Below are 23,044 nucleotides of genomic sequence, written 5' to 3' on the forward strand. Positions count from 1 at the left end.
CTACTCGCCCTCGTAGAGGCGCTCGGCGGTCAGTTCGGGGAGGTCGGCCTCGCGGACCGCTTCCGCGACGCGGTCGACGTCGTACTCCACGCGACGGGTTTCGACCGCGTCGGTCCCGTCGGCCGTCGTGTCGAGGACCGCGTAGCCCGCCCGCGGGTCGCCGTCGCGCGGCTGGCCGACGCTGCCCGGGTTACAGACGAACCCGCCGGCCACCGCGCGACACCCCTGAACGTGGGTGTGGCCGAGGACGATGCCGTCGTACTCGCCCATGTGGCGGTCGAGGTTGGGGAACTCCTCCGGGTAGACGTAGGCGTCCTCGCGCTCGGCGGCGGGATGGGAGTGAACGAGGAGGTATCGGTCGCCCGCGAACGTCTCCGCGCGCGGGAGGTCGCCGATCCACTCGCGCTGGTTGTCCGAGAGGGACGCCTTCGCGTGTTCGAGCCCGGCCTCGGCCATCCGGTTGGCGCGGTAGCGCTCCGGGGTCTCGACGGTCCGGTCGTGGTTCCCGCGGACCGTCGCGGCCGCGATGTCGCGCACGCGCTCGACGCACTCGGCGGGCCACGGGTTGTAGCCGACCACGTCGCCCGCGCAGTAGATCCGGTCGACGGCGGGCATGTCGTCGAGTACGGTCTCCAGCGCGGGGAAGTTCGCGTGGACGTCCGAGATGAGGCCGATCTTCATCGATGTGTGATTCGATCGGCGGGAGGGAATAGGTTGCGGCGAGATGGTTCGTAGGACGGGTGACTGGGTCGTGGGGTTTCGAGAGTGGGTTTAAATATGGATCTGCGGTGGCGCGTGCCTCCGAGTGGCCGCCGAAGGCGGCCGCGAGGAGCGCGCGAGGGAGTCGCGAACGCCCGAAGGGCGTGAGCGACGAGGCTGGGGAGGCCTGAGGCTGCGGTGCCGTGCGGTGTGGGGTGGGACTCGAAGGGGCAGTCGCGAGGCGGGCGCAGGCGACGTAAGCACCGCAACGAGGGAGCGGTAGCGACCGAGTGAGGAGCGCAGCGAGCGTGCGCCGCCCTCGCGACTGGGGCTTCGGCGGTGTTCACCGCCGATCCGCAATCAGATGTTTATAAATAATCGACCGAAGCTTCGACGGTATTCCGTACCGACGCTTACGCTTTCACTTTCTCGCGGAAGCGCTCGCGGACCTTCTCCACCTTCGGCTGCGCGTGCATCGTACAGTAGGCGTCGGCCGGGTTCTTCTCGAAGTAGTCTTGGTGTTTCTCCTCGGCGCGGTAGAACGTCTCCAGCGGCTCGATCTCGGTGACGACCTCGTCGTCGTAGCCGCCCTCCTCGTCGAGCGCCTCGACGTACCGCTCGACGACGTCGCGCTGCTCGTCGTCGTGGGAGAGCACGATCGACCGGTACTGGCTGCCAACGTCCGGCCCCTGCCGGTTCAGCTGGGTCGGGTCGTGGACCGTGAAGAACACTTCGAGGATGTCCTCATACGAGAGGGCGTCGGGGTCGTACTCGACCTGAACGACCTCCGCGTGGCCGGTGTTGCCGCTACACACCTCGCGGTAGGTGGGGTCGTCGGCGTGGCCGCCGGCGTAGCCGGAAGTGACGCTCTCGACGCCGTCGAGTTCCTTGAACGCCGCCTCGACGCACCAGAAGCAGCCGCCGCCGACCGTCGCGGTCTCGGTGTTCGTCATGGATGTCTGTTGGCGGCGCAGACATATTAATCACGCGTGGCGCGAGACGTGAGCGTGGACTGGATCGGCTATTTATAAATGATCGGTGCTGGATCGACGGCGGAGACCTCCAAAGCCCCAGCCGCTCGCTTATAAATAGCTGTTGGCGGATCGACGGCGAACGCCTGCAAAGCCCCAGTCGGCGAGGCGGGCGCACGCTCGCTGCGCTCCTCGCTCAGTCACTCCGTTCCTTCGCTACGGTGCTTACGTCGCCTGCGCCCGCCTCGCCGACTGCCCCTTTGAGTCCCACCCCACCCCGTACCGCCAGGGACCGCGCCTCACTCCTCCCCAGCCTCGCCGCTCGCTCCCTCCGGTCGCTCGCGGCGTCCCTCGCGCGGTGCTGCTCGGCCGCGGGGCGGCCTCGCAGGCACGCGCCACCGCGGATCTATTTATAAACAGCAGCCCGTCCGATGCCGGTTCCCGAACGCGTTCGCCCGGCAACCCTGCGCTCGAACGGTAGACCTTTGCCGCCTCCCGCGTCAGTCCCGGTATGGTCTCGCTGGGACTGGTGGTGGCGCGGTTCAACGACTCCGTCACGGAGCCGATGGCCGAGGCCGCCCGGGAGGCGGCCGCCGACCGCGACGCCGTCGTCGTCGACGAACTGAACGTGCCGGGCGCGTACGACAGCCCGCTGGCCGCCGACCGACTCGCGCGGCGCGAGGACGTCGACGCCGTCGCGGTCGTCGGCGCCATCGTCACCGGCGACACCGACCACGACCGCGTCATCGCGAACGCGACCGCCGAGAAGCTCACCGACGTGAGCCTCGACCGGGACACCCCGGTCGCCTTCGGCGTGAGCGGCCCGGGGATGTCCGGCGCGGAGGCGCGCGAGCGGATCGACAAGGGCGCGGACGCGGCGGCGGCCGCGGTCGACCTCGCCGAAGAACTCGACTGACAGACACGAGCCGACCACACACGACACATGAGCGACGCATACGACTTCTCAGAGCGGATCGGACGCGTAGAGCCCAGCGCGACGCTGGCGATATCGAACCTCGCGGCGGAGAAGGAGGCGGAGGGGGCGGACATCGTCGACCTCTCGGTCGGCGAGCCCGACTTCGACACCCCGGAGAACGTCGTCGAGGCCGGCAAGGCGGCCCTCGACGCCGGTCACACGGGGTACACCTCCTCGAACGGGGTCCCGGAACTCAAGGAAGCGATCGCGGAGAAGCTCCGCGGGAACGGCGTCGACGCCGACGCCGACGAGGTGATCGTCACCCCCGGCGGCAAGCAGGCCCTCTACGAGACGTTCCAGACGCTGATCGACGGGGGTGACGAGGTCGTCCTGCTGGACCCGGCGTGGGTCTCCTACGAGGCGATGGCGAAGCTCGCCGGCGCCGACCTCTCGCGGGTCGACCTCGCGCCGCACGGCTTCCAGCTGGAGCCCGCGCTCGACGAGCTCGCGGAGACGGTTTCGGATAACACCGAGCTACTCGTGGTGAACACCCCGTCGAACCCGACGGGCGCCGTCTTTTCGGAGGCCGCGCTGGAGGGCGTTCGCGACCTCGCCGTCGAGCACGACGTCGCCGTCATCTCCGACGAGATATACGAGCGTATCGTCTACGACACCGACCACGTCTCGCTCGCGAGCCTCGACGGGATGGCCGACCGCACGATAACGATCAACGGCTTCTCGAAGGCGTACTCGATGACCGGCTGGCGGCTCGGCTACCTCCACGCGACCGACGAGTTCGTCGGCGAGGCGGGGAAGCTCCACTCCCACTCCGTCTCCTGCGCGACGAACTTCGTCCAGCGCGCGGGGATCGAGGCGTTAGAGAACACTGAGGACGCGGTCGAGGAGATGCGCGACGCCTTCGCCGACCGCCGCGACCTCCTCGTCGACCTGTTCGACGAGCACGGCGTCGACGTCGACGTCGGCGACGGCGCCTTCTACATGATGATCCCGGTCGACGACGACGACCAGGCGTGGTGCGAGGCGGCCATCGAGGAGGCCGCGGTCGCCTGCGTCCCCGGCAGCGCGTTCAACGCCCCCGGCTACGCGCGTATCTCCTACGCCGCGAGCGAGGAGCGCCTGCGCGAGGCGGTCGACCGACTCGTCTCAAACGACCTCTTATAAACGGGGGACCCGCTCCGAGCGATAACCCGATCGGTGACCGGATCGGCGGATACCGGCAATCTGCGGTGTGCTTTTATCACTCCCCTTCGAAATTTCAACTTGGTGGTACGATGTACGACCAGATACTGTATCCGACGGACGGAAGCGCCGGCTCGGAGGCGGCGGCGGCACACGTGGGGGCGCTCGCGTCTGCGTTCGACGCGACCGTACACGTCCTGCACGTGATCGACACCCGCGGGGGCGGGCTCGGGGTGAGCGGCGCGTTCCTCGACGAGGAGAGTCAGGCGATGAGCGGGCGGTCCCCCAACGAGGGGTACATCGGCAGACACGAGGATGCCCCCGACTCCGACGAGATCGAGGAGGAGCTTACCGCCAACGCGACAGAGCTCATCGAGGCTTCGGCCGGCTCGGCCGACGGGATCGACCTGACGACCGCCGTCGAGATGGGGACACCGCACGAGGTGATACTGCGGTACGCCGACGACCACGACGTCGGCCTTCTGGTGATGGGGACCCACGGTCGGACCGGTGTCGAGCGCTACCTGCTCGGCAGCGTCACGGAGAAAGTGGTGCGGCTCTCGGACGCGCCGGTGGTGACGGTGCGGGCCGACGAGAGCGAGTGACGGTGCGGGCCGACCGCGAACGACGTCCCCCTCTCGGGCTCGTGACGCGGTGACATCGACCAAAGCACATTTTCGGGTCCCAATCGATCGGTGAGTATGGACGAGACCCTCCGCGAGGAGTTGCTCGATCGGGTCACCAGTCGCACGGCGACGATCGGCGCGTCGGTCCCGGACATGGTCGCCATCGACGGGACCGAGGTCGACCTCTCCGAGTTCATCGTCGAAACGCGCGCCATCGAGACGGTCCCGCCGGAGGTCGATCGGAAGGTTTCGTCGGTGAAAACGACGCTCCGCGCAGAGCGCGAACGGCGGATAGACCGCCTGAAAGGCGAGAGCGGCGACGCGACCAACGATCCGCTCGACCGCGAGACAGCCGAGGCGCTCGCGGATGAAATCGTCGGGATTGACCGGGCGCTGAACGCCTTGGACACCATCCGTCACCCTGACTTCGCCGACGAACACCGCTCCGCGACGCTCGACGGTCACGAGCGCTGGCTCGCCTTCGTCGACGCGGTGCAGTGAGGGGCGGTCCGACGACCGACGCCTGACGGGGCCGCGGATCGGAGACCGACGCTGGCCGTTCCGAAACCCTTACTCCCGGAGCGAAACACCTGAGCGTATGAGCGATACGTCCGAGTCGACGGATGACGCGGGGGAGGCGCCCGATGAGGGCGACGACGCCGCGACCGCCGTCGACGCCGAGGAGGTCCGGCACGTCGCGGATCTGGCCCGGGTACGGCTCGCCGACGACGAGGTCGACGAGTTCGCGGCGCAGTTCGGCGACATCTTAGAGTACTTCGAGGCGCTCGACGAGGTCCCCGAGACCGAGCGCGAGGAGGAACTGGTCAACGTGATGCGCCCCGACGAGGTCGAGGCGGGGCTCTCACAGGAGGCGGCGCTCGCGAACGCCGAGGAGACGGAGGACGGCTTCTTCGTCGGGCCGAAGGTGTCGTAGATGGCGGCCGACATCAACGCCTTCGTGACGGAGGAGACGATTGAGGGCGACGCGGACGCCGACGGTCCCCTCGCGGACGCGACCGTCGCGGTGAAGGACAACATCTCCACCGAGGGGATCCGGACCACCTGCGGCTCGGAGATGCTCGCCGACTACGTCCCCCCGTACTCCGCGACCGTGGTCGACCGCCTGACCGACGCGGGCGCGACGGTCGTCGGCAAGACGAACATGGACGAGTTCGGGATGGGGACGACGACCGAGACCTCCGCGTTCGGTCCCACGCGGAATCCGGCCGACACCGACCGCGTCCCGGGCGGCTCCTCCGGGGGCTCCGCGGCCGCGGTCGCGGCGGGCGAGGCCGACGTCGCGCTCGGCTCCGACACGGGCGGCTCGGTTCGGTGTCCGGCCGCGTTCTGCGGCGTCGTCGGGATCAAGCCAACCTACGGGCTCGTCTCCCGCTACGGACTGATCGCGTACGCGAACTCGCTCGAACAGATCGGGCCGATCGCGGGCACCGTCGAGGAGGCGGCCGCCGCGCTCGACGTCATCGCCGGCGCCGACCCCAACGACGGGACGACCCGCGACCTCGCGGACGTCGAGGGCGCGGACCCCGACGCGAGCTACGCCGCGGCCGCCGACGGCGACGTGGCGGGGCTGACGGTCGGCGTTCCCGCCGAGCTGTTCGACGGCGCCGACGAGCGCGTCGTCGAGACGGTCGAGGCCGCGATCGCCGACCTCGAGGCGCAGGGCGCCGAGACGACCGAGATTTCCCTGCCCTCCGTCGAGCACGCGGTCCAGGCGTACTACGTGATCGCGATGGCGGAGGCCTCCTCGAACCTCGCGCGCTTCGACGGCGTGCGGTACGGCCACCGAAGCGACGCCGACGGCAACTGGAACGAGTCGTTCGCGGAGACGCGCGAGGAGGGGTTCGGCGCGGAGGTCAAACGCCGGATCCTGCTCGGCACGTACGCGCTCTCGGCCGGCTACCACGACAAGTACTACGAGAAGGCGCAGGACGCCCGCGCGTGGGTCCGGCAGGACTTCGAGGACGCCTTCGAGAGCGTGGACGTGATCGCCTCGCCGACGATGCCGGTCCTCCCCTTCGAGCTCGGCGAGAGCCTCGACAACCCGCTGCGGATGTACCTCGCGGACGCGAACACGACGCCGGTGAACCTCGCGAATCTCCCCGCGATATCGGTACCCGCCGGCGAGGCCGACGGGCTCCCCGTTGGGCTCCAGCTCGTCGGGCCGAAGTTCGGCGAGGAGACGATCGTCCGCGCCGCGAGCGCGGTCGAAGAGCGATGAGCCTCACTGACGAGGAACGCGGGCGGCTCGCGGACGTGGTCCGCCTCCAGCCGACGAAGAACGGCGAGCTCCAGGACGCCTGGGAGATGGAGAGCGGCAGCGAGGTCCACGGCTACCTCGAAAACCACCTGAAGGAGTACTACTACCGCGACGACGACAGCCTGATCCGCGCAACGGCCGAGGCGAACGACCTCGTCGACGTCGAGCCCGGCGTCGAGCCCGACGCGGTCGCGCGCGGCGCCGTCCCGGAGACGATCCGCGTCTCCGAGCTGGAATCGCGGGTCGTCGACGTGCTCGCCGGCCCCGAGGAGCGCTCGCAGTCCGTCGTCAGCGTGCTCAACGCGGTCCGCGAGGCGTTCGACGCCGACCCCGAGGTGGACGCGGTGCGGCGGGCGCTCCGCAGCCTCGAACGCAAGAACGTCGTCGAGGTCGTCTACCGGACCGTGCCGACGTTCCGACTGGCGGTCGACCGCGACGAGATCACGGTCGAGGTCGAGGCGTAGGCGGCCGCGACGCGGCCGACCCCAGCCCGGTCGTGCGCGTAACCGCCGACACGATTTTGTACCACGACTGACACCCTGCTACCGATGGCCGACGACGAGACCCTCCGCGAGCGGTTCCGCCGCAACGCCAGCGGCATCGCCGCCACGACGGTGACGGGCACGTGGCTCGCCGCCCTCCTCGCCGGGTTCGACTGGTGGCTCGGGTTCATGCTCTTCGGGTATATCGTGATCGTCCCGATCGTCTCGATGTTGTTCGACGAGGAGGAAGCGGAGTCCGTCCACGTCGAGTCGGAGTCGGGCTCGGTCCGCGTCGAGCGCGGCAAGGCGGCTGAGCGCGACGACGCGGCCGACGACACGACGGACGCCTTGGCGCGGCTGCGGACTCGATACGCGAACGGCGACCTCACCGACGAGCAGTTCGAGCGGAAGCTCGACCGCCTGCTGGAGACCGAGACGCCCGAGGACGCCGCCGAGTGGGCGGAACGGAACCGGGGGAAGCTGGAGCGCGACGTGGAGCGAAATCGAGACGTGGAGCGGGAGCGCTGACGCGACACGGGAGGGCGGTAGAGCGGGAGCGCGACGCGGGTCTGAACCACTGTCGCGGGGATCTCACTCGCGCCGCGGGGGCGACGCGGCCGAACCTCAAGCTTCAATGCGCGCGGCCGACTCGACCGCGTATGAGCGACCAGGAACTCCGGAAGGAGGCGCACGACCTCGACGTCACCGTCTGGGTGGGGAAACACGGTATCGATTCGGTCGTCGACGAGCTGGCCGACCAGCTCGACGACCGGAAGCTGGTGAAAGTGAAGTTCCTCCGGGCGGCCCGCGGCGGGACGTCGACCGATGAGCTCGCCGATGAGCTCGCCGAGGCCGTCGGCGCCGACCTGATCGAGACGCGCGGCAACACGGCGGTGCTCCACTGATGAGCGCCGCCGCGGGAACGATCGGACCGCTCGCGGTCGCGAGGGCGCTGGAGCCGTACCTCGGCCCGGTGACCGACCTCGCCGTCGACGCGGCGATCTTCCTCGCGGTCGTCGTCGCGACGTACGTCGTTTATAAGTCGCTCGTCACGTCGGTCCTCCGACGCGTCTTCGACCGGCAGGGGCTCGACGAGCACGCCCGGCGTCCGCTCCAGAAGATCGTGGCGTTCCTCGTGCTGTTCGCCGGCGTCACGGTCGCGTTCGGCGCGGCGGGTTACCAGGGGTTCCTGCGCTCGCTGGCGACGATCGCGGCCGCGGCGACGCTCGCGATCGGCTTCGCGCTGCAAGACGTGATCAAGAACTTCGTCGCCGGCGTCTTCATCTACACGGACAAGCCGTTCCGCATCGGCGACTGGATCGAGTGGAACGACAACTCGGGGGTCGTCGAGGACATCTCTTTCCGCGTCACCCGCGTCCGGACGTTCGACAACGAGCTGCTCACGGTGCCGAACCACACGCTGACGAGCGACGTCGTGAAAAACCCGGTCGCCAAGAAGACGCTCCGTCTGAAGTTCGTCTTCGGGATCGACTACGAGGACGACGTCGAGACGGCGACCGACATCATCGTCGAGGAGGCCGAAAAGAGCGAGGCGATCCTCGAAGAGCCCGCGCCGTCGGTCCGGCTGACCGAACTGGCCGACTCCTACGTCGGCCTCCAGTCGCGTATCTGGATCGACGACCCGTCGCGGGCGGACTTCGTGAAGGCGCGCGCCGACTACGTGAAGGCCGTCAAGGCGCGGTTCGACGACGAGGGCATCTCGATCCCGTTCCCGCAGCGGACCGTCTCGGGCCGGAACGAGTGGACTGACCCCTCGTCGTTTGGCGGGGGCGACTGAGTCTTCGGCGATGACGGCCGAACCCGGGCGACCGCGCCCGGCGGGAGCGATAGTAACCCACTAGTGGGTCCGCGTGGTCGATGCGTCCATGTACGTGGTCGTCATCGGGGCCGGCGAGGTCGGGACGAGCATCGCCGCGAGTCTCGCGTCGGACCACGAGGTCGTCGTCGTCGACGTCGATCCGGACCGGGCGGAACAGCTCAAGTACGAACTCGACGTCCTCACCATCGCGGGCGACGGCACGTCCTCGGAGATCCAGACGGCCGCGGACGTCGGCCGTGCGGACATGGTCATCGCCTGCACCGACAACGATCAGACGAACCTCGTCGCCTGCGGCACCGCGAAGACGCTCGGCGGCGGGTTCACCATCGCCCGCGTGAAGAGCACGGACTTCCTCCGCACGTGGCAGGGCAGCGAGGGGGCGTTCGGCGTCGACTTCATGGTGTGTACGGATCTCCTGACCGCGGAGAACATCGTCCGCGTCATCGGGCTCCCGGCGGCGGTCGACGTCGACCCCTTCGCCGGCGGGCTCGTCCAGATGGCGGAGTTCGAGATCGCGGAAGACAGCCCCGTCGCCGGACAGACCGTCTCGGAGGCGGACCGGTTCGAGTCGCTCACCTTCGTCGGCATGTTCCGCGACGGCGAGATGATCATCCCCCGCGGGGACACCGACATCGCCGTCGGGGACCGCGCCGTGGTGATCGGGAGCCCCGAGAGCGTCCAGTCGTTCGCGACCGACGTGGCGCCGGAGACGACGCCGGACGACGCGGACGACATCGTCATCGTCGGCGGTAGCGAGATCGGCTACCAGACCGCCCGACTGCTCGAGGAGCGCGAACTCCAGCCCAGGGTGATCGAGAAGGACCGCGACCGCGCGCGGTGGCTCGCCGAGCAGCTTCCCAAATCCGTCGTGATGGAACACGACGCGACCGACGCGGAGTTCCTCACGCGAGAGAACGTCGACGACGCCGACATCGTCGTCACCGCGCTCGGGTCGGACGAACAGAACCTCCTCGTCTCGGTCCTCGTGAAGCGCCTCGGCGTCGACCGCGTGATCGCCGTCGTCGACAGCCCCGACTACGTCACCGTCTTCGAGGAGATCGGCATCGACATCGCGATCAACCCCCGCACCGTGACCGCCGAGGAGATCACGCGGTTCACCTACGAGAGCGTCGCGGAGAACATCGCGGTGCTGGAGAACGACCAGGCGGAGGTCCTCGAACTCGAGCTCACCGAGGGGTGCGGGCTCGTCGGCCGCCCCATCTCGGAGATCGTCGCCGACAGCGACGTGCGGTTCGTTATCGGTGCGATCACGCGCGAACACCAGCTCGTGACACCGCGCGGAGACACGGTCCTCCGGCCGGGCGATCACGTGATCCTCCTCGTGGAGTCCGACTCCGTGAGCGAGATCACCTCGATGGCGTGAGGCGTCGATGACCAGCGGGATCCGCGTCGGCTGGCGGGCGAGCGTCGGTCTCACCGGCGACGTCCTCGCCGCCCTCCCGGTCCCGCTGGCGTTCCCGCTCCTCGTCGCGCTCTACTACGGCGAGTCGCCGGTCCCGTTCCTCGCGGCGATCGCGGTCTCGATCGCGCTCGGCGCGGCGTTCCGGTCGGTGCAGGACCCGGCGGAAGACCTCGGCCCGCGAGAGGCGTTCCTCGCGGTGGCGATGATCTGGTTCCTCGTCGCCGCCGTCGGCGCGATCCCGTTCGTCGTCGCGGGCGTGGGGACCGTCGCGCACCCGATCAACGCCATGTTCGAGGCGATGAGCGGGCTGACGACGACCGGCGCGACCGTGCTGCGCGACTTCTCCGTCCACTCCCGCTCCGTCCTGATGTGGCGACAGGTGATCCAGTGGCTCGGCGGACTCGGTATCCTGATCCTCGCGACCGCGGTGCTCTCCGAGATCGGCGTCGGCGGGGCGCAGCTGATGGAGTCGGAGTCGCAGACGCAAGACGTCAACAAGCTCACGCCGAAGATCTCTCGGACGGCGCAGCTCATCTGGGGGATCTACTTCGGGCTCACGGGGCTCGCGGTCGTCGTCTACTTCCTGCTCGGCCTCGCCGTCGACCCGAAGATGGACCTGTATAACGCGGTCGCCCACGCGTTCACGTCGGTCGCGACCGCGGGGTTCTCGCCGGAGCCGCGCTCGGTGGGCGCGTTCCACCCGCTCATTCAGTGGGCGGTGGTGCCGTTCATGGTCATCGGCTCGACGAGTTTTATCCTCATCTACTTCGCCATCAACGGCGAGCCGATGCGCCTCCTCCGGAACGAGGAGTTCCACTTCTACCTCGGCGCGATGGGGACGCTGGCGTCGGTCGTCGCGCTCGGGCTGTTCCTCGATCCGAGCGTCGCCTACGGTCCCGAGGCGACCCTCCGGCACGCCGTCTTCAACGTCGCTTCTATCGTGACGACGACGGGGTACGCCAGCACCGACTACGTCCAGTGGGCGCCCGCGGCGAAGCACATGCTGTTCATGGGGATGTTCATCGGGGGAATGGTCGGCTCCACCACCTGCTCGATCAAGTCGCTCCGGTGGCTGGTCGCGCTGAAGTCGTTCAAGCGGAACCTCTTCACGTCGATCCACCCGGAGGCGGTGCGACCGGTCCGGATCTCGGGGAAGTCGGTCGACGAGGGCGCGATCCGCGACATCTACGCGTACCTCCTCCTCAGCATCGTGATCTTCTTCCTGCTCGCCGTGGTCATCGTCGTCGACGCCGAGCGCGGCGACGTCCGGGTGACCGAGTTCGAGGCGCTCGGCGCCGCGGCGACGACGTTTCTCAACATCGGGCCGGGGTTCGGCGAGGCAGGTCCGTACGGGACGTTCGCGACGTTCCCGCTGAGCACGCGGGCCGTGATGATCGTCTTAATGTGGATCGGCCGGATCGAGATCATCCCCGTCCTCGTGCTGTTCACGAAGGCGTTCTGGACGTCGTAACGGTCCGTGAGCGGCCGCGACGGGGCCGTCCCGGCGCTCCCGGATCCGGCCCCCCTTCGACAGTTTAATACAGCGAACGGGCGACTCCCATATCGATCGAGTAATTATGTCGTGGGGCGTCAACTGGAAGGCGAGCGTCGGGCTTCTCGGGGTCGGGATCAAGTATCTCGCGCTCACGATGTTGGTTCCGCTGATCGTCGCGGTCGTGTACGGCGAGGACATCTGGGTGTTCCTCGTCTCGCTGGCGGTCGTCGCGGCGCTCGGACTGGCGGTCGAGCGGGTCGATCCCGAGCCGGACCTGGGCCCCCGCGAGGCGCTGCTCTTCGTCTCGCTCGCGTGGCTCGCCGCCGCGGCCATCGGCACGGTTCCGTACCTGCTCGCCGGCTACGGGACGAGCTCGACGGTCGGGCTTCAGACCGGCTCGTTCGCCGCCTTCACGGGATCTATCGTCAACGCCCTGTTCGAATCAATGAGTGGGTTCACCACGACAGGGGCGACCGTCCTCGGTGCGATCAGCACGGATCAACACTCCCACGCGCTGCTGATGTGGCGACAGCTCACGCAGTGGCTCGGCGGGATGGGGATCATCGTCCTGATGATCGCCATCCTCCCGGAGGTCGCCGTCAACGGCGCCCAGCTGATGGAGTCGGAGGCGCCCGGGCCGGAGCTCCAGAAGCTCACGCCGAGGATCGCGGAGACGGCGCGCGCGCTCTGGCTCATCTACTTCGGCTTCACCGTCCTGCTCGCCGCCCTCCTGTACGCGCTCCACCTTCTCGGAATGGCGCCGAACATGGACCTCTACAACGCCGTCGCACACGGGTTCACTACCCTTCCGACGGGCGGCTTCTCACCGCAGGCCGACAGTATCGGGGCGTTCTCCGCCGCGGTCCAGTGGGTGGTCATCCCGTTCATGGTCGTCGCCGGCGTCAACTTCGCGCTGTTCTGGCACGTGTTACGCGGCGAGGCCGAAGTCATGCTGGAGAACGCGGAGTTCCGCGTGTACGCCGGAGCGCTCGCGGTCGTCACCGCCGTGCTCGCGGTGCTGCTCTTCCGCGGTGCGGCCCCGCCGATCGAACTCGGCGGGACGACACAGGGGGTCGCCGGGAACTCGCTTCGGCAGGCGGCGTTCCAGATCGGCTCGCTTTTGAACTCCACCGGGTACGCGACCGCCGACTTCGCGCAGTGGGACACGCACGCGCAGATATTCCTCCTGTTCGCGATGTTCATCGGCGGCTCCGCCGGCTCGACCGGCGGCGGGGTCAAGATCGTCCGGTGGATCATCGTCGCGAAGGCGATCCGCCGTGAGCTGTTCACGTCGGCCCACCCCGATGTCGTCCAGCCGGTCCGGCTTAGCGGGAGCGTCGTCGACGAGGACGCGATCCGCGGCATCATGGCGTTTACCCTGCTGTACGTCGTGTTGTTCGCGCTTTCGGCCGTGTTCATCGCGCTCGACACCACCCGGGTCGGAATCCAGCTGTCGGTGCTGGAGTCGATCAGCGCATCGCTCGCGACCATCGGGAACATCGGACCGGGCTTCGGCCGGCTTGGGCCGTTTGGGAGCTACCTCTTTTTCCCGGACACCTCGAAGCTGCTGATGATCTTCCTGATGTGGATCGGGCGGCTGGAGATTGTCCCGGTGCTCGCGGTGTTCATCTCGGCGGTCGACAGTCGGTGATCGCTCCCACTGTCGGCGTTCGAAATCGCGGTCTTGACGGCCGAGAGTTCCTCTACGCGTCGCTAACGGCTCGGTTTGAGAGAGCGTATCTTCTTAACTGACGAGAATAGTGGTGTTGGTATGACGACTCCCGACGACTCCGACGGGCAGAGTCTGCTCGGCCACGTCCTCCTCCCGGTCGCACACGAGGAGGACGCGCTGGCGACCGCACGGGCGCTCGAACCGTACGACCCGGAGCGCGTGACCGCGCTCCACGTCGTCGAGAAGGGCGAGGGCGTCCCGGACAAGACGCCCGTCGAACAGTCCGAGGAACTGGCCGCGCAGTCGTACGCGGCGGTCCGAACAGTGTTCCCGGACGCGGACGAGCACACGGCGTACGCCCGCGACGTCGTCGGCGCGATCTTCGACGCGGCCGACGAGGTCGACGCGAGCGCGGTCGCCTACCGCTCTCGCGGCGGGAACCGGCTGATGCAATTCCTCTCGGGTGACATCTCGCTGAGGCTGGCGACGACCGCGCCGCTCCCAGTGATTGCGCTCCCGCAGGGTGACGACGGGGAATGAGCGACGAGGAGCTGGCCAAAGACTTGGGACTGGTGTCGGCGATGACGATCGGAATCGGCACCATGATCGGCGCGGGGATCTTCGTCCTCCCGGGCGTCGCGGTCAACGCCGACGGGGGCGCCGGTCCGATCGTCGTCGTGTCGTTCGTGGTCGGCGGCGTGATCGCGATGGTGAACGCGCTCTCCGTCTCGGAGCTCGGCACCGCGATGCCGAAGGCCGGCGGTGGCTACTACTACATCAACAAGTCGCTCGGCCCGATGTTCGGGTCGATCGCGGGGATGGGCGACTGGATGGGGCTCGCGTTCGCCTCCGCGTTCTACTGTATCGGGTTCGGCCAGTACCTCGCGGTGTTCGTCGGTCTCCCGACGGTTCCGGGCCTCAACGCGATTCAGGTAGGCGCGCTCGTCGCCGGCGCGGTCTTCATCGGCGTGAACTACGTCGGCGCGAAGGAGACCGGGGGGGTCCAGACGGTGATCGTCACCCTCCTGCTTTCGATCCTCGCGGTGTTCTCGGTCGCTGGCTTCTTCTCGTTCGACTACGCGACGCTCGCGGGCAACGAGGGCGGCCTCGCGCCGGGCGGCTACGGCGCGATCCTCCCGGGGACCGCGCTCGTGTTCGTCTCCTTCCTCGGCTACGCGAAGATCGCGACGGTCGCCGAGGAGCTGAAAAATCCCGGGCGAAACCTCCCGATCGCGATCATCGGGAGCGTCGGGATCGTCACCGTGATCTACGCGGTCCTCGTGACGACGATGCTCGGCGTCGTCCCGTGGCCGGAGCTCAGCCAGGACGCGCCGGTCGCGCAGGCGGCCCGCGTGGCCTTCCCCGAGTCGATCGGTCCGGTCACCGGCGTCGCGGCCGGCGCGGCCGCGGTGATGACCGTCGGCGCGCTGCTGGCGACCGCCTCGTCGGCGAACGCCTCGATCCTCGCGTCCGCCCGGATCAACTTCGCGATGGGGCGCGACAAGATCGTCACCAACTGGCTCAACGAGATCCACCCCAACTACGCGACCCCGTACCGGTCGATCCTCGTCACGGGCGGGCTCATTGTGGTGTTCATCGCGCTGTTGGGCCAGGACATCGAGATCCTCTCGAAGGCGGCCAGCGTGCTCCACCTCATCGTGTACGCGCTGATGAACGTCGGACTCATCGTCTTCCGCGAGGCCGACACGCCGGAGTACGACCCGGACTTCACCGTCCCGTTCTACCCGATCACGCCGATCCTCGGCGCGCTCTTATCGCTCGGGCTCGTCGCGTTCATGGATGGGATCGAAATCGCACTTTCGGGCGCGTTCGTCGTCGCGGCCGTGGCGTGGTACTTCCTCTACGCCCGCGACAAGACCGACCAGCAGGGCGTCCTCTCGGAGTTCATCCGGAGCCGCGAGAGCGATCTCCCGGATCAGGTCGTCGACGCCGCGGACGCGGTCGCGCCGACCGGGGCCGGAAACGACGAGCCGACGATCATGGTCGCCGTGTCGAACCCGCGGACCGAGAGCGCGCTGATCACGCTCGCCGGCGCCATCGCGCAACACGAGGGCGGCCGCGTGCTCGCGACGCACATCGTCACGGTTCCCGACCAGACTTCGCTCGAAAAGGCCGCCGAGAACCGCACCGGACTCGACCAGTCGTCCGAGGAGCTGCTCTCCGCCGCCGCATCCGACGCTGAGGCGTTCGACGTCCCCATCGAGACGAAGACGATCCTCTCGCACCGCGGGATCGAGGAGGTGTTCGACGCCGCGCGGACGAACGACGCGGACACCGTCGTGATGGGCTACGGCGGGACACGGTTCGCCGGCGGGCGCGTCGAAGGGTCGCTCGACGAACTCACCCACGACCTCCCCTGCGACTTCCTCGTGTTGGACGGCCAGCGGCTCGACCTCTCGGACGTGCTCGTGCCGACCGCGGGCGGTCCCTCCTCGGACCTCTCGGCCGAGGTCGCCCTGGCGCTCCGGGAGACGGCCGGCGTCGACGTCTCGCTTTTATACGTCGTCGACGAGGGCGACGAGGCGTCGGGCCGCGAGTTCCTCGCGGGCTGGGCCGACGGACACGGCCTCGGCGACGCCGACCTGCGGATCGAGACTGGCGGCGTCGAGGAGACGATCGGCCGCGTCGGCGAGGGGTACGACCTCGTGATCGTCGGCGCGACCGAGCGCGGCCTCCTCTCGCGGATCGTCCGTGGGTCGCTCGCGTTCGAGACCATCGAGAACCTCGACACGCCGGTGCTGCTCTCGGAGCGCCCGTCCGCGCGGTCGCTGTGGCAGCGGCTGTTCGGCGGGCGCTGAGGGGGCTCCGCACCCGGCGGGCGCGCTAAGCGGTAGGCTTTCGGCCGTCGATTCTGAAGGGCTGTCACATGTATCTGATCGTCGTGGGCGCCGGCGACATCGGCACCCCGCTCGTCGACCTCGCGACCGCCGGGGGCAACGAGGTCGTCGTCATCGAGCGCGATGCGGAGCGGGCGGAGCGAGCCTCGAGGCAGTACGACTGTCTCGTGATCAACGACGACGCGACCTCCAAGGAGACGCTCCAGGACGCGGGCGCCGAGCGCGCCGACGCGCTCATCTCGACGACCGATCAGGACGCGACGAACGTCATGGTCTGTCTGCTGGCTCAGGAGCTGTCGGTCCCGAACATCGTCTCCGTCGTCCACAACCCGGAGCACATGAACGTGTTCGAGCAGATCGGCGTCAACACGATGCAGAACCCCCAGAGCCTGATCGCCGAGTACCTCTACCGGGCCGTGAGTCGGCCGTCGGTCGTCGACTTCATGCACATCGGCGAGGAGGCCGAGGTGTTCGAGATCACCGTCGGCCCGGACGCGCCGATCGCCGGCAGGACGTTACGAGAGGCGGACGAGGCGGACCTCATCGGCGGGCAGACGCTGATCGTCGCGATCGAGCGCGACGGCGAGGGGACGCCCATAACGCCGCGCGGAAACACCCGGATCGAGGCCGACGACCTGCTCACGGTGTACTCCGGACAGGGCGTGACCCCCGAGGTGACGGACGTGTTCGGCAGCTCCGGGGACGGCGAGTGAGATGACCGACCGCTCCGACGGGCGGCTCCCGGCCGACCTGGGGATCATCGCGCGCGACGTCGGCTCGCTCCTCCTGATGGAGGCCGGACTGATGACCCTCTCCGTTGCCGTTGCGCTCGGCTTCGGCGAGCTCCGCGCCGCGCTGGCGTTCCTGACCGCCGGCGGCGTGACGGCCCTGATCGGCGGGGCCGCAAATCGCCGGTTCGCCGACGCCCCAGAGCCGAAGGCGAAACACGGGATGGTGATCGCCGCCGGCGGGTGGCTCTCGGTCGCCCTCTTCGGCGCCCTCCCGCTGTTTCTCACCGCGTGGCTGACGCCGCCGGCAGTCATGGACGCCTTCGTCCCGGCCGCGGCCGACACCGCCTCGTGGGAGCCGGTCGCGGTCGGCGGGTCGACGACCCTCTCCAGTCTGGCCTACTTCCGGGACCCGCTCCACGCCGTCTTCGAGAGCATGAGCGGCTGGACCGGGAGCGGCCTGACGATGGCGGTCCACGAGCCGTCGCTGCCGCGGGCGATACAGTGGTGGCGCTCGTTCATCCAGTGGGTCGGCGGCGTCGGCGTCATCGTCCTCACCGTCTCCATCCTCTCGCGGCCGGGCAGCGGGAGCTACGCCCTCTACCGGAGCGAGGCCCGCGAGGAGAAGATCCACCCGAGCGTCGTCTCGACGGTCCGGACCGTCTGGAAGCTCGTCGTCGGCTACACGCTGTTGTCCGTCGCGATGCTGTTCACCGCGATCCGGGGGAGCGAGAGCGCGTACGCCGAGTCGCTCTCGCTCGGCGATACCGCCTGGCAGGCGCTTAACCACGCCATGACCGGATTGACGACCGGCGGGTTCTCCGTCACGGACAACTCGATCGCGACGTACGGCTCCCCGCTCGTCGAGGCCGCGCTGCTGCCGATCATGGTCCTCGGCGCGATCGCCTTCCCCGTCCACTACGTCGTGTTGCGCGACCGGAACCTCCGCAAGCTGGCGGGGGACCTCCAGACGCGGTGGCTATTCGTCCTGCTCGCCGCCGGTGTCGCCGTGCTCTCGGCGCAGAACCTCGCGTCGGTCCCGCTGACCGCCGGGGCGTTCGCGACGGAGTCGTTCCTCTCCTTCTCGGTCCCGCTGCTCGACGGCGCGGGCCTCGACGCGGTCCGCGACTCGACGTTCCAGTGGATCAGCGCGATGACCGCCACCGGCTTCCAGTCGGCCCCGATCGGGAACTGGGTCGCCGGCGCGAAGGTGCTGGTCGTCGTCGCGATGGTGCTCGGCGGGGCGGCCGGCTCCACCGTCGGCGGAATTAAGATCGTCCGGGCGTACACGGTCGCTCGCGGCATCGTCTGGCAGTTCTCCCGCGTGTTCCTGCCGAAGAACGCGGTCGTCACCGCCCGTCTCGGCGACCGCACGCTGGACCGCGAGACGATGGAACGGGAGTTCGGCGAGGCCGCCATCGTCACCCTGCTGTGGCTCCTCGCGCTCGCGGTCGGCAGCCTCGTCCTCGTCAACCTCGCCGGGCCGGAGTTCACCTACGCCGACGCGCTGTTCGAGGTCGCTAGCGCCCAGGGGAACGTCGGCCTCTCCTCGGGGATCACCGGGCCGTCGATGCCGCCGCTGGCGGAGGCGATGTTCCTCTTCAACATGTGGATCGGGCGGCTGGAGATCATCCCGGTGTTGGTGTTCCTGCGGGCCGGGATCTGGGGCCTGAACCCCTAATTGGCGGCGTCGCGGCGTCGGTCGCGGTCGGTCGGCCCGCTCACTCCGTCTTCTGTACCGTCCCCATGAACGACCAGTGGACCTTGCGGCTCCCGTCCGGCTGCGGCTCCTCCGTGACGTGGTAGAGGTACGGACCGTGCGGGCAGTCCTCGCAGCCCTCCGCGCAGCGGAACTGCTTCACGACCTCGGTGTACCCCTCGTGTTCGGTAACGCGGATGATGTCCTCGCGGTCCTCCGCGCTGACCGGGAGCTCCGCCTCGCCGTGGTAGTGGAGCAGCTCCTGCGCGTGGACGATCGCCTTGCGGAGCTCTCCGGGCGAGCAGTCGGTCAGCGCGTCGACCACCGCCGGCGGGAGCCCTTCCGGAGGCGTCGGCCGTTCTGTGGAATCGGTCATAGCCGGGAGTTGATACCGACCCCATATAACCGATCCGCGGTGGGTTCGAAGTCGACGGGAACGGTCGACTCACACCTTTTAAAATATAATGAATATTTATACGGGACCGGCGGATAACGGGCGGTATGTACGACGACGAGGAGCTCTCCGAGATCCGCGAGGCGAAGGAGTCGTGGGAGGCGGAGACGCTCGACCCGACCCTCGACCGCCACGGGGAGCGAAAAGACCGGTTTGCGACCGTGTCGAACCGCGAGGTGGATCGGTTGTATACCCCCGAGGACGTCGCCGACCTCGACTACGAGGAGGACCTGGGGTTCCCCGGCGAGGAGCCGTACACCCGCGGCGTCTACCCGACGATGTACCGCGGTCGCACGTGGACGATGCGGCAGTTCGCGGGGTTCGGCACCGCCGAGGAGACCAACGAGCGGTTTCACTACCTGATCGACGAGGGGCAGACCGGGCTCTCGACGGCGTTCGACATGCCCTCGCTGATGGGGATCGACTCCGACGACAAGATGTCGCTCGGCGAGGTGGGGAAGGAGGGCGTCGCGGTCGACACGCTCCGCGACATGGAGGTGATGTTCGACGGCATCGACCTCGCGGAGGTGTCGACCTCCTTCACGATCAACCCGAGCGCGCCGGTGATCTACGCGATGTACGTCGCGCTTGCGGACCAGCGGGGAATCCCTCGCGAGGAGCTCCGGGGAACCCTCCAAAACGACATGCTCAAGGAGTTCATCGCGCAGAAGGAGTGGGTGATCCCGCCGGAGCCCTCCCTCGATCTGGTGACGGACACGATCGAGTTCGCGGTGGCGGAGACGCCCAAGTTCAAGCCCATCTCGGTGTCAGGTTACCACATCCGCGAGGCGGGGTCGACGGCGGTACAGGAGCTCGCCTTCACGCTCGCGGACGGGTTCGCCTACGTCGAGGCGTGTCTCGACCGCGGGCTCGACATCGACAAGTTCGCCCCGCAGCTCTCCTTCTTTTTCAACTCGCACAACTCACTGTTCGAGGAGGTGGCAAAGTTCCGCGCCGCGCGCCGGATCTACGCGAACGTGATGGACGAGTGGTACGGCGCCGAGGCCGAGGCGTCGAAGCGGTTGAAGTTCCACACCCAGACTGCGGGCCAGTCGCTGACGGCCCAGCAGCCGCTGAACAACGTCGCGCGCGTCACGATCCAGGCGCTCGCCGGCGTGCTGGGCGGCACCCAGAGCCTCCACACCAACTCCTTCGACGAGGCGCTCGCGCTCCCCTCCGAGCAGGCGGTCCGCGTCGCGCTTCGGACCCAGCAGATCATCGCCGAGGAGTCCGGCGCGGCCGACATCGTCGACCCCCTCGGCGGTTCCTTCGCCGTCGAGAGACTCACCGACGAGACGGAGGCGGACGCCATGGCGTACATCGAGGAGATCAAAGAGATGGGCGACGGCTCCGTGCGCGACGGCGTCCTCCGCGGCATCGAGCAGGGGTACTTCCACCGCGAGATTCAGGAGTCGGCCTACGAGTACCAAGAGCGCGTCGACGAGGGCGACGAGACCGTCGTCGGCGTCAACGCCTACGAGATCGACGAGGACACGCGGCCGGACCTGCTGAAGGTCGACGAGACCACCCGCGAGCGACAGCTCGACCGGCTGGAGTCGGTGAAAGCCGAGCGCGACGACGACGCGGTCGGCGACGCGCTCGACGACCTCCGCGACGCCGTCGAGGCCGGCGAGAACGCCATGCCGGAGATAGTCGCGGCCGTGAAGGCGTACGCGACGATGGGGGAGATCATGGACGTGTTCGAGGCGGAACACGGCACGTACCGCGAGCGGATCGGCGTGGCGTAACTGAGCGAAGCTCCGTTGAACCGCTCCTTTTCAGGCGTCGGTCAGTCTGAGACGGCCGGTTGATGCGCACCGTTCGTCGATCGATGACGGGAATGCGTTGATCGATTCGGCTGATCGAACGGTTATAAGGCGAACTGGGCTGTTGCTGGCGGCTGCTTATAAATGACCGGCCACGCCGCGGTGAGGACTTCCAAAGCCCCAGCCGCTCACTTATAAATGGCTGCCGACGGATCGACAGTGAACGCTTCCAAAGCCCCAGCCGCGACGGCTCGCGTGGCTCGCTGTGCTCCTCAGTCGCTCACTCCGTTCGTCCCTGCGGTGCTTGCGTCGCCAAGCGTCGCCCTCGCGACTGCCCCTTTGAGCCCCACCCCGACCGCACGGCACCGCAGCCTCACACCTCCCCAACCTCGCGGCTCACGGCTCGCGGCTTCGCCGCTCGCGTTCGCCGCGTCCCTCGCGCGTGCTGGCTCGCGGCCTGTCGGCCGCTCGCAGGCACGCGCCACCGCATCGGCTGTTATGTTCAAATGCGATAGCACTGCTACCCTGTTCAATTCACTCCCGCTATCGATCATCGTTGTGCCGATACTGGTCGCAACTGGCCGAATGCGTCAGAGGTCGCTGATTTCGACGGAGTAGAGATCGAAAACGGAGGAACGCAGAAACGCGACGGATCCCCCTGTTTCACGCCGTCTCGACCGCACGAGCTGACTCCGCGCGCCACGCGTTGCCCCGGCGGCCCGCCCGTCGGAGGTCGAGTTCGACGACCGATCCGGCGTCGAGCGACGACAGCTCGGCCTTCACGTCCGGGTCGTCGTACTCAACGACGTACAGCGTCCCGTTGCGTGGGAACTCGCGGAGCGTGATCGCCCCGTGGTCGTTACACGCTTCGACGATCGTGTACTTGCCGGACCGGTTCATCACGGTTGATGCTTCGAGTTCCGGAAGCATAGTTATGCAATCCCTACGGCCACGTACGGCGGCGTTAGTGTTTCTCGACGGCGAGGCGGAGTCGGGAGCCGACCGCGAGCAGACCCCGACGCAAGCCGGCGCCTACCCGGACGCAATCAGACACCTACCCGACACAAGCCGGCCCTTACCAGGTCACGAACGGTTCATTTTAATCGGGGCGCCGCCTCGCTCGGGTATGACGGAGACGGAGGTCCCCGAAGATCACCCGCGGTACGCGTCGCTCGTGACGCGTCACCGGATCGAGGCGGGCGTCGAGCAGGGGATCACCTCGAAACAGGGACTGATCGCGCAGGGGCGCGGCGAGGCGTTCGACTACCTCCTCGGCGAACGCACGCTCCCGAGCGCCGACGCCGCCGCGCGCGCCGCGGCCGCGACGCTCCTGCTCGCCGACCGCCCCGTGATCTCGGTCAACGGCAACGTCGCCGCGCTCGCGCCCGCGGAGACGGTCGACCTCGCCGATGCGGTCGACGCCGACCTCGAAGTGAACCTCTTCAACCACACCGACGAGCGCGTCCGCCGGATCGCCGACCACCTCCGCGACCACGGCGCCAACGAGGTGAAGGGGCTCGCCGGCGACGGCGAGATCCCCGGCCTCGACCACGCGCGGGGGGTCGTCGACGCCGACGGGATCGAGGCGGCCGACGTCGTCGTCGTGCCCTTAGAGGACGGTGACCGCGCCGCCGCGCTCGACGCGATGGGGAAGACGGAGATCGTGATCGACCTCAACCCCGGGAGCCGGTCGCCGCGGACTGCCGACGTGCCGATCATCGACAACCTCCTGCGCGCGGTGCCGAACGTGACCGCCCACGCGAAGGACCTCGCGGACGCGAGGCCGGCGGAACTGGAGCGGACCGTCGACGAGTTCGACGCCGACGCCGCGCTCGACGCGGCCGAGGCGGCGATCCGCGAGGGGTCGTTCGCGGACGGGGACGGCGCGTAGCGGGTCGCGGACCTCCGGCGGTCGCTCCCGCCGGAAGGCAAAAGCG

The 23,044-nt window shown here is 68.5% G+C and carries 23 protein-coding genes; 19 read left to right on the top strand and 4 right to left on the bottom strand.

All coding sequences use genetic code 11. The annotated features are described in order from the left end of the window. Both F3H13_RS13040 and msrA read right to left on the bottom strand, forming a co-directional pair. Positions 1–681, bottom strand: a complete 681-nt coding sequence (locus F3H13_RS13040) for a metallophosphoesterase family protein (RefSeq protein ID WP_149799453.1) — start codon at positions 679–681, stop codon at positions 1–3. 431 nt (positions 682–1,112) lie between these two features. Further along, positions 1,113–1,652, bottom strand: a complete 540-nt coding sequence (gene msrA / locus F3H13_RS13045) for a peptide-methionine (S)-S-oxide reductase MsrA (protein ID WP_149799454.1) — start codon at positions 1,650–1,652, stop codon at positions 1,113–1,115. A gap of 529 nt (positions 1,653–2,181) precedes the next feature. Here msrA and ribH point away from each other — a divergent pair. The 17 genes from ribH (at position 2,182) to F3H13_RS13130 (ending at position 18,869) form a co-directional block, all read left to right on the top strand. Then, a complete protein-coding gene (gene ribH / locus F3H13_RS13050; RefSeq protein WP_149799455.1) occupies positions 2,182–2,586 on the top strand; it encodes a 6,7-dimethyl-8-ribityllumazine synthase in 405 nt (134 codons plus the stop codon). A gap of 27 nt (positions 2,587–2,613) precedes the next feature. Next, entirely contained in the window at positions 2,614–3,768 is a 1,155-nt protein-coding gene (locus F3H13_RS13055) for a pyridoxal phosphate-dependent aminotransferase (RefSeq protein WP_149799456.1), read from the top strand. Positions 3,769–3,878: 110 nt separating this feature from the next. Then, positions 3,879–4,391, top strand: a complete 513-nt coding sequence (locus F3H13_RS13060; RefSeq protein ID WP_149799457.1) for a universal stress protein — start codon at positions 3,879–3,881, stop codon at positions 4,389–4,391. Positions 4,392–4,487: 96 nt separating this feature from the next. Then, the gene (locus F3H13_RS13065; RefSeq protein WP_149799458.1) at positions 4,488–4,913 is read left to right on the top strand and encodes a DUF5788 family protein; all 426 of its coding nucleotides are present in this window, start codon (positions 4,488–4,490) and stop codon (positions 4,911–4,913) included. A gap of 97 nt (positions 4,914–5,010) precedes the next feature. Further along, complete coding sequence (gene gatC / locus F3H13_RS13070) at positions 5,011–5,346, top strand: Asp-tRNA(Asn)/Glu-tRNA(Gln) amidotransferase subunit GatC (RefSeq protein ID WP_149799459.1); 336 nt, start codon at positions 5,011–5,013, stop codon at positions 5,344–5,346. After that, positions 5,347–6,651 carry an Asp-tRNA(Asn)/Glu-tRNA(Gln) amidotransferase subunit GatA gene (gene gatA / locus F3H13_RS13075; protein ID WP_149799460.1) on the top strand — a complete coding sequence of 435 codons (1,305 nt, stop codon included), beginning with the start codon at positions 5,347–5,349 and terminating at the stop codon, positions 6,649–6,651. Further along, the gene (locus F3H13_RS13080) at positions 6,648–7,154 is read left to right on the top strand and encodes a DUF5797 family protein (protein ID WP_149799461.1); all 507 of its coding nucleotides are present in this window, start codon (positions 6,648–6,650) and stop codon (positions 7,152–7,154) included. Before gatA ends, F3H13_RS13080 begins: the two co-directional genes overlap by 4 nt. Before the next feature lie 84 nt (positions 7,155–7,238). After that, positions 7,239–7,700, top strand: a complete 462-nt coding sequence (locus tag F3H13_RS13085) for an SHOCT domain-containing protein (RefSeq protein WP_149799462.1) — start codon at positions 7,239–7,241, stop codon at positions 7,698–7,700. A gap of 131 nt (positions 7,701–7,831) precedes the next feature. Beyond that, positions 7,832–8,077: a YhbY family RNA-binding protein gene (locus tag F3H13_RS13090; RefSeq protein ID WP_149799463.1), complete on the top strand. Its 246-nt coding sequence runs from the start codon at positions 7,832–7,834 to the stop codon at positions 8,075–8,077. Next, positions 8,077–8,970 carry a mechanosensitive ion channel family protein gene (locus tag F3H13_RS13095; RefSeq protein WP_149799464.1) on the top strand — a complete coding sequence of 298 codons (894 nt, stop codon included), beginning with the start codon at positions 8,077–8,079 and terminating at the stop codon, positions 8,968–8,970. The genes F3H13_RS13090 and F3H13_RS13095 overlap by 1 nt, the downstream gene beginning before the upstream one ends. 88 nt (positions 8,971–9,058) lie before the next feature. Beyond that, positions 9,059–10,396, top strand: a complete 1,338-nt coding sequence (gene trkA / locus F3H13_RS13100) for a Trk system potassium transporter TrkA (protein WP_149799465.1) — start codon at positions 9,059–9,061, stop codon at positions 10,394–10,396. Positions 10,397–10,403: 7 nt separating this feature from the next. After that, positions 10,404–11,906, top strand: a complete 1,503-nt coding sequence (locus F3H13_RS13105; RefSeq protein ID WP_149799466.1) for a TrkH family potassium uptake protein — start codon at positions 10,404–10,406, stop codon at positions 11,904–11,906. Positions 11,907–12,012: 106 nt separating this feature from the next. Continuing rightward, entirely contained in the window at positions 12,013–13,581 is a 1,569-nt protein-coding gene (locus F3H13_RS13110; protein WP_149799467.1) for a TrkH family potassium uptake protein, read from the top strand. Between the two features lie 120 nt (positions 13,582–13,701). Further along, positions 13,702–14,142, top strand: coding sequence for a universal stress protein (locus F3H13_RS13115; protein ID WP_149799468.1), 441 nt, complete (start codon positions 13,702–13,704; stop codon positions 14,140–14,142). Further along, positions 14,139–16,421 carry an amino acid permease gene (locus F3H13_RS13120; protein WP_149799469.1) on the top strand — a complete coding sequence of 761 codons (2,283 nt, stop codon included), beginning with the start codon at positions 14,139–14,141 and terminating at the stop codon, positions 16,419–16,421. The genes F3H13_RS13115 and F3H13_RS13120 overlap by 4 nt, the downstream gene beginning before the upstream one ends. A gap of 68 nt (positions 16,422–16,489) precedes the next feature. Further along, entirely contained in the window at positions 16,490–17,173 is a 684-nt protein-coding gene (locus tag F3H13_RS13125; protein WP_149799470.1) for a potassium channel family protein, read from the top strand. Position 17,174: 1 nt separating this feature from the next. Next, a complete protein-coding gene (locus F3H13_RS13130) occupies positions 17,175–18,869 on the top strand; it encodes a potassium transporter TrkG (protein WP_149799471.1) in 1,695 nt (564 codons plus the stop codon). Positions 18,870–18,909: 40 nt separating this feature from the next. Here the strand turns inward: F3H13_RS13130 and F3H13_RS13135 are convergent, their stop codons facing one another. After that, a complete protein-coding gene (locus F3H13_RS13135) occupies positions 18,910–19,263 on the bottom strand; it encodes a hypothetical protein (RefSeq protein ID WP_149799472.1) in 354 nt (117 codons plus the stop codon). A 125-nt stretch (positions 19,264–19,388) separates the two neighbouring features. Between F3H13_RS13135 and F3H13_RS13140 the strand changes: the two genes are divergently transcribed. Further along, a complete protein-coding gene (locus F3H13_RS13140) occupies positions 19,389–21,089 on the top strand; it encodes an acyl-CoA mutase large subunit family protein (RefSeq protein WP_149799473.1) in 1,701 nt (566 codons plus the stop codon). Between the two features lie 681 nt (positions 21,090–21,770). On the opposite strand, the gene F3H13_RS13145 is transcribed toward F3H13_RS13140, so the two are convergent. Then, positions 21,771–22,007 (bottom strand): hypothetical protein, encoded by a 237-nt coding sequence (locus F3H13_RS13145; protein ID WP_149799495.1) that lies wholly within the window; start codon positions 22,005–22,007, stop codon positions 21,771–21,773. A gap of 226 nt (positions 22,008–22,233) precedes the next feature. Between F3H13_RS13145 and F3H13_RS13150 the strand changes: the two genes are divergently transcribed. Then, positions 22,234–22,998, top strand: a complete 765-nt coding sequence (locus tag F3H13_RS13150) for a 4-phosphopantoate--beta-alanine ligase (protein WP_149799474.1) — start codon at positions 22,234–22,236, stop codon at positions 22,996–22,998. Positions 22,999–23,044 lie beyond the last annotated feature (46 nt).

The sequence above is a fragment of the Halorubrum xinjiangense genome (assembly GCF_900102375.1).
In the GTDB taxonomy this organism is placed as follows: Archaea; Halobacteriota; Halobacteria; order Halobacteriales; family Haloferacaceae; genus Halorubrum; species Halorubrum xinjiangense.

What these genes read in the sequence shown, in the direction of transcription:
- F3H13_RS13040 (WP_149799453.1), bottom strand. Translation starts at nt 681, where the DNA reads ATGAAGATCGGCCTCATCTCGGACGTCCACGCGAACTTCCCCGCGCTG.
- msrA (WP_149799454.1), bottom strand. Translation starts at nt 1,652, where the DNA reads ATGACGAACACCGAGACCGCGACGGTCGGCGGCGGCTGCTTCTGGTGC.
- ribH (WP_149799455.1), top strand. Translation starts at nt 2,182, where the DNA reads ATGGTCTCGCTGGGACTGGTGGTGGCGCGGTTCAACGACTCCGTCACG.
- F3H13_RS13055 (WP_149799456.1), top strand. Translation starts at nt 2,614, where the DNA reads ATGAGCGACGCATACGACTTCTCAGAGCGGATCGGACGCGTAGAGCCC.
- F3H13_RS13060 (WP_149799457.1), top strand. Translation starts at nt 3,879, where the DNA reads ATGTACGACCAGATACTGTATCCGACGGACGGAAGCGCCGGCTCGGAG.
- F3H13_RS13065 (WP_149799458.1), top strand. Translation starts at nt 4,488, where the DNA reads ATGGACGAGACCCTCCGCGAGGAGTTGCTCGATCGGGTCACCAGTCGC.
- gatC (WP_149799459.1), top strand. Translation starts at nt 5,011, where the DNA reads ATGAGCGATACGTCCGAGTCGACGGATGACGCGGGGGAGGCGCCCGAT.
- gatA (WP_149799460.1), top strand. Translation starts at nt 5,347, where the DNA reads ATGGCGGCCGACATCAACGCCTTCGTGACGGAGGAGACGATTGAGGGC.
- F3H13_RS13080 (WP_149799461.1), top strand. Translation starts at nt 6,648, where the DNA reads ATGAGCCTCACTGACGAGGAACGCGGGCGGCTCGCGGACGTGGTCCGC.
- F3H13_RS13085 (WP_149799462.1), top strand. Translation starts at nt 7,239, where the DNA reads ATGGCCGACGACGAGACCCTCCGCGAGCGGTTCCGCCGCAACGCCAGC.
- F3H13_RS13090 (WP_149799463.1), top strand. Translation starts at nt 7,832, where the DNA reads ATGAGCGACCAGGAACTCCGGAAGGAGGCGCACGACCTCGACGTCACC.
- F3H13_RS13095 (WP_149799464.1), top strand. Translation starts at nt 8,077, where the DNA reads ATGAGCGCCGCCGCGGGAACGATCGGACCGCTCGCGGTCGCGAGGGCG.
- trkA (WP_149799465.1), top strand. Translation starts at nt 9,059, where the DNA reads ATGTACGTGGTCGTCATCGGGGCCGGCGAGGTCGGGACGAGCATCGCC.
- F3H13_RS13105 (WP_149799466.1), top strand. Translation starts at nt 10,404, where the DNA reads ATGACCAGCGGGATCCGCGTCGGCTGGCGGGCGAGCGTCGGTCTCACC.
- F3H13_RS13110 (WP_149799467.1), top strand. Translation starts at nt 12,013, where the DNA reads ATGTCGTGGGGCGTCAACTGGAAGGCGAGCGTCGGGCTTCTCGGGGTC.
- F3H13_RS13115 (WP_149799468.1), top strand. Translation starts at nt 13,702, where the DNA reads ATGACGACTCCCGACGACTCCGACGGGCAGAGTCTGCTCGGCCACGTC.
- F3H13_RS13120 (WP_149799469.1), top strand. Translation starts at nt 14,139, where the DNA reads ATGAGCGACGAGGAGCTGGCCAAAGACTTGGGACTGGTGTCGGCGATG.
- F3H13_RS13125 (WP_149799470.1), top strand. Translation starts at nt 16,490, where the DNA reads ATGTATCTGATCGTCGTGGGCGCCGGCGACATCGGCACCCCGCTCGTC.
- F3H13_RS13130 (WP_149799471.1), top strand. Translation starts at nt 17,175, where the DNA reads ATGACCGACCGCTCCGACGGGCGGCTCCCGGCCGACCTGGGGATCATC.
- F3H13_RS13135 (WP_149799472.1), bottom strand. Translation starts at nt 19,263, where the DNA reads ATGACCGATTCCACAGAACGGCCGACGCCTCCGGAAGGGCTCCCGCCG.
- F3H13_RS13140 (WP_149799473.1), top strand. Translation starts at nt 19,389, where the DNA reads ATGTACGACGACGAGGAGCTCTCCGAGATCCGCGAGGCGAAGGAGTCG.
- F3H13_RS13145 (WP_149799495.1), bottom strand. Translation starts at nt 22,007, where the DNA reads ATGAACCGGTCCGGCAAGTACACGATCGTCGAAGCGTGTAACGACCAC.
- F3H13_RS13150 (WP_149799474.1), top strand. Translation starts at nt 22,234, where the DNA reads ATGACGGAGACGGAGGTCCCCGAAGATCACCCGCGGTACGCGTCGCTC.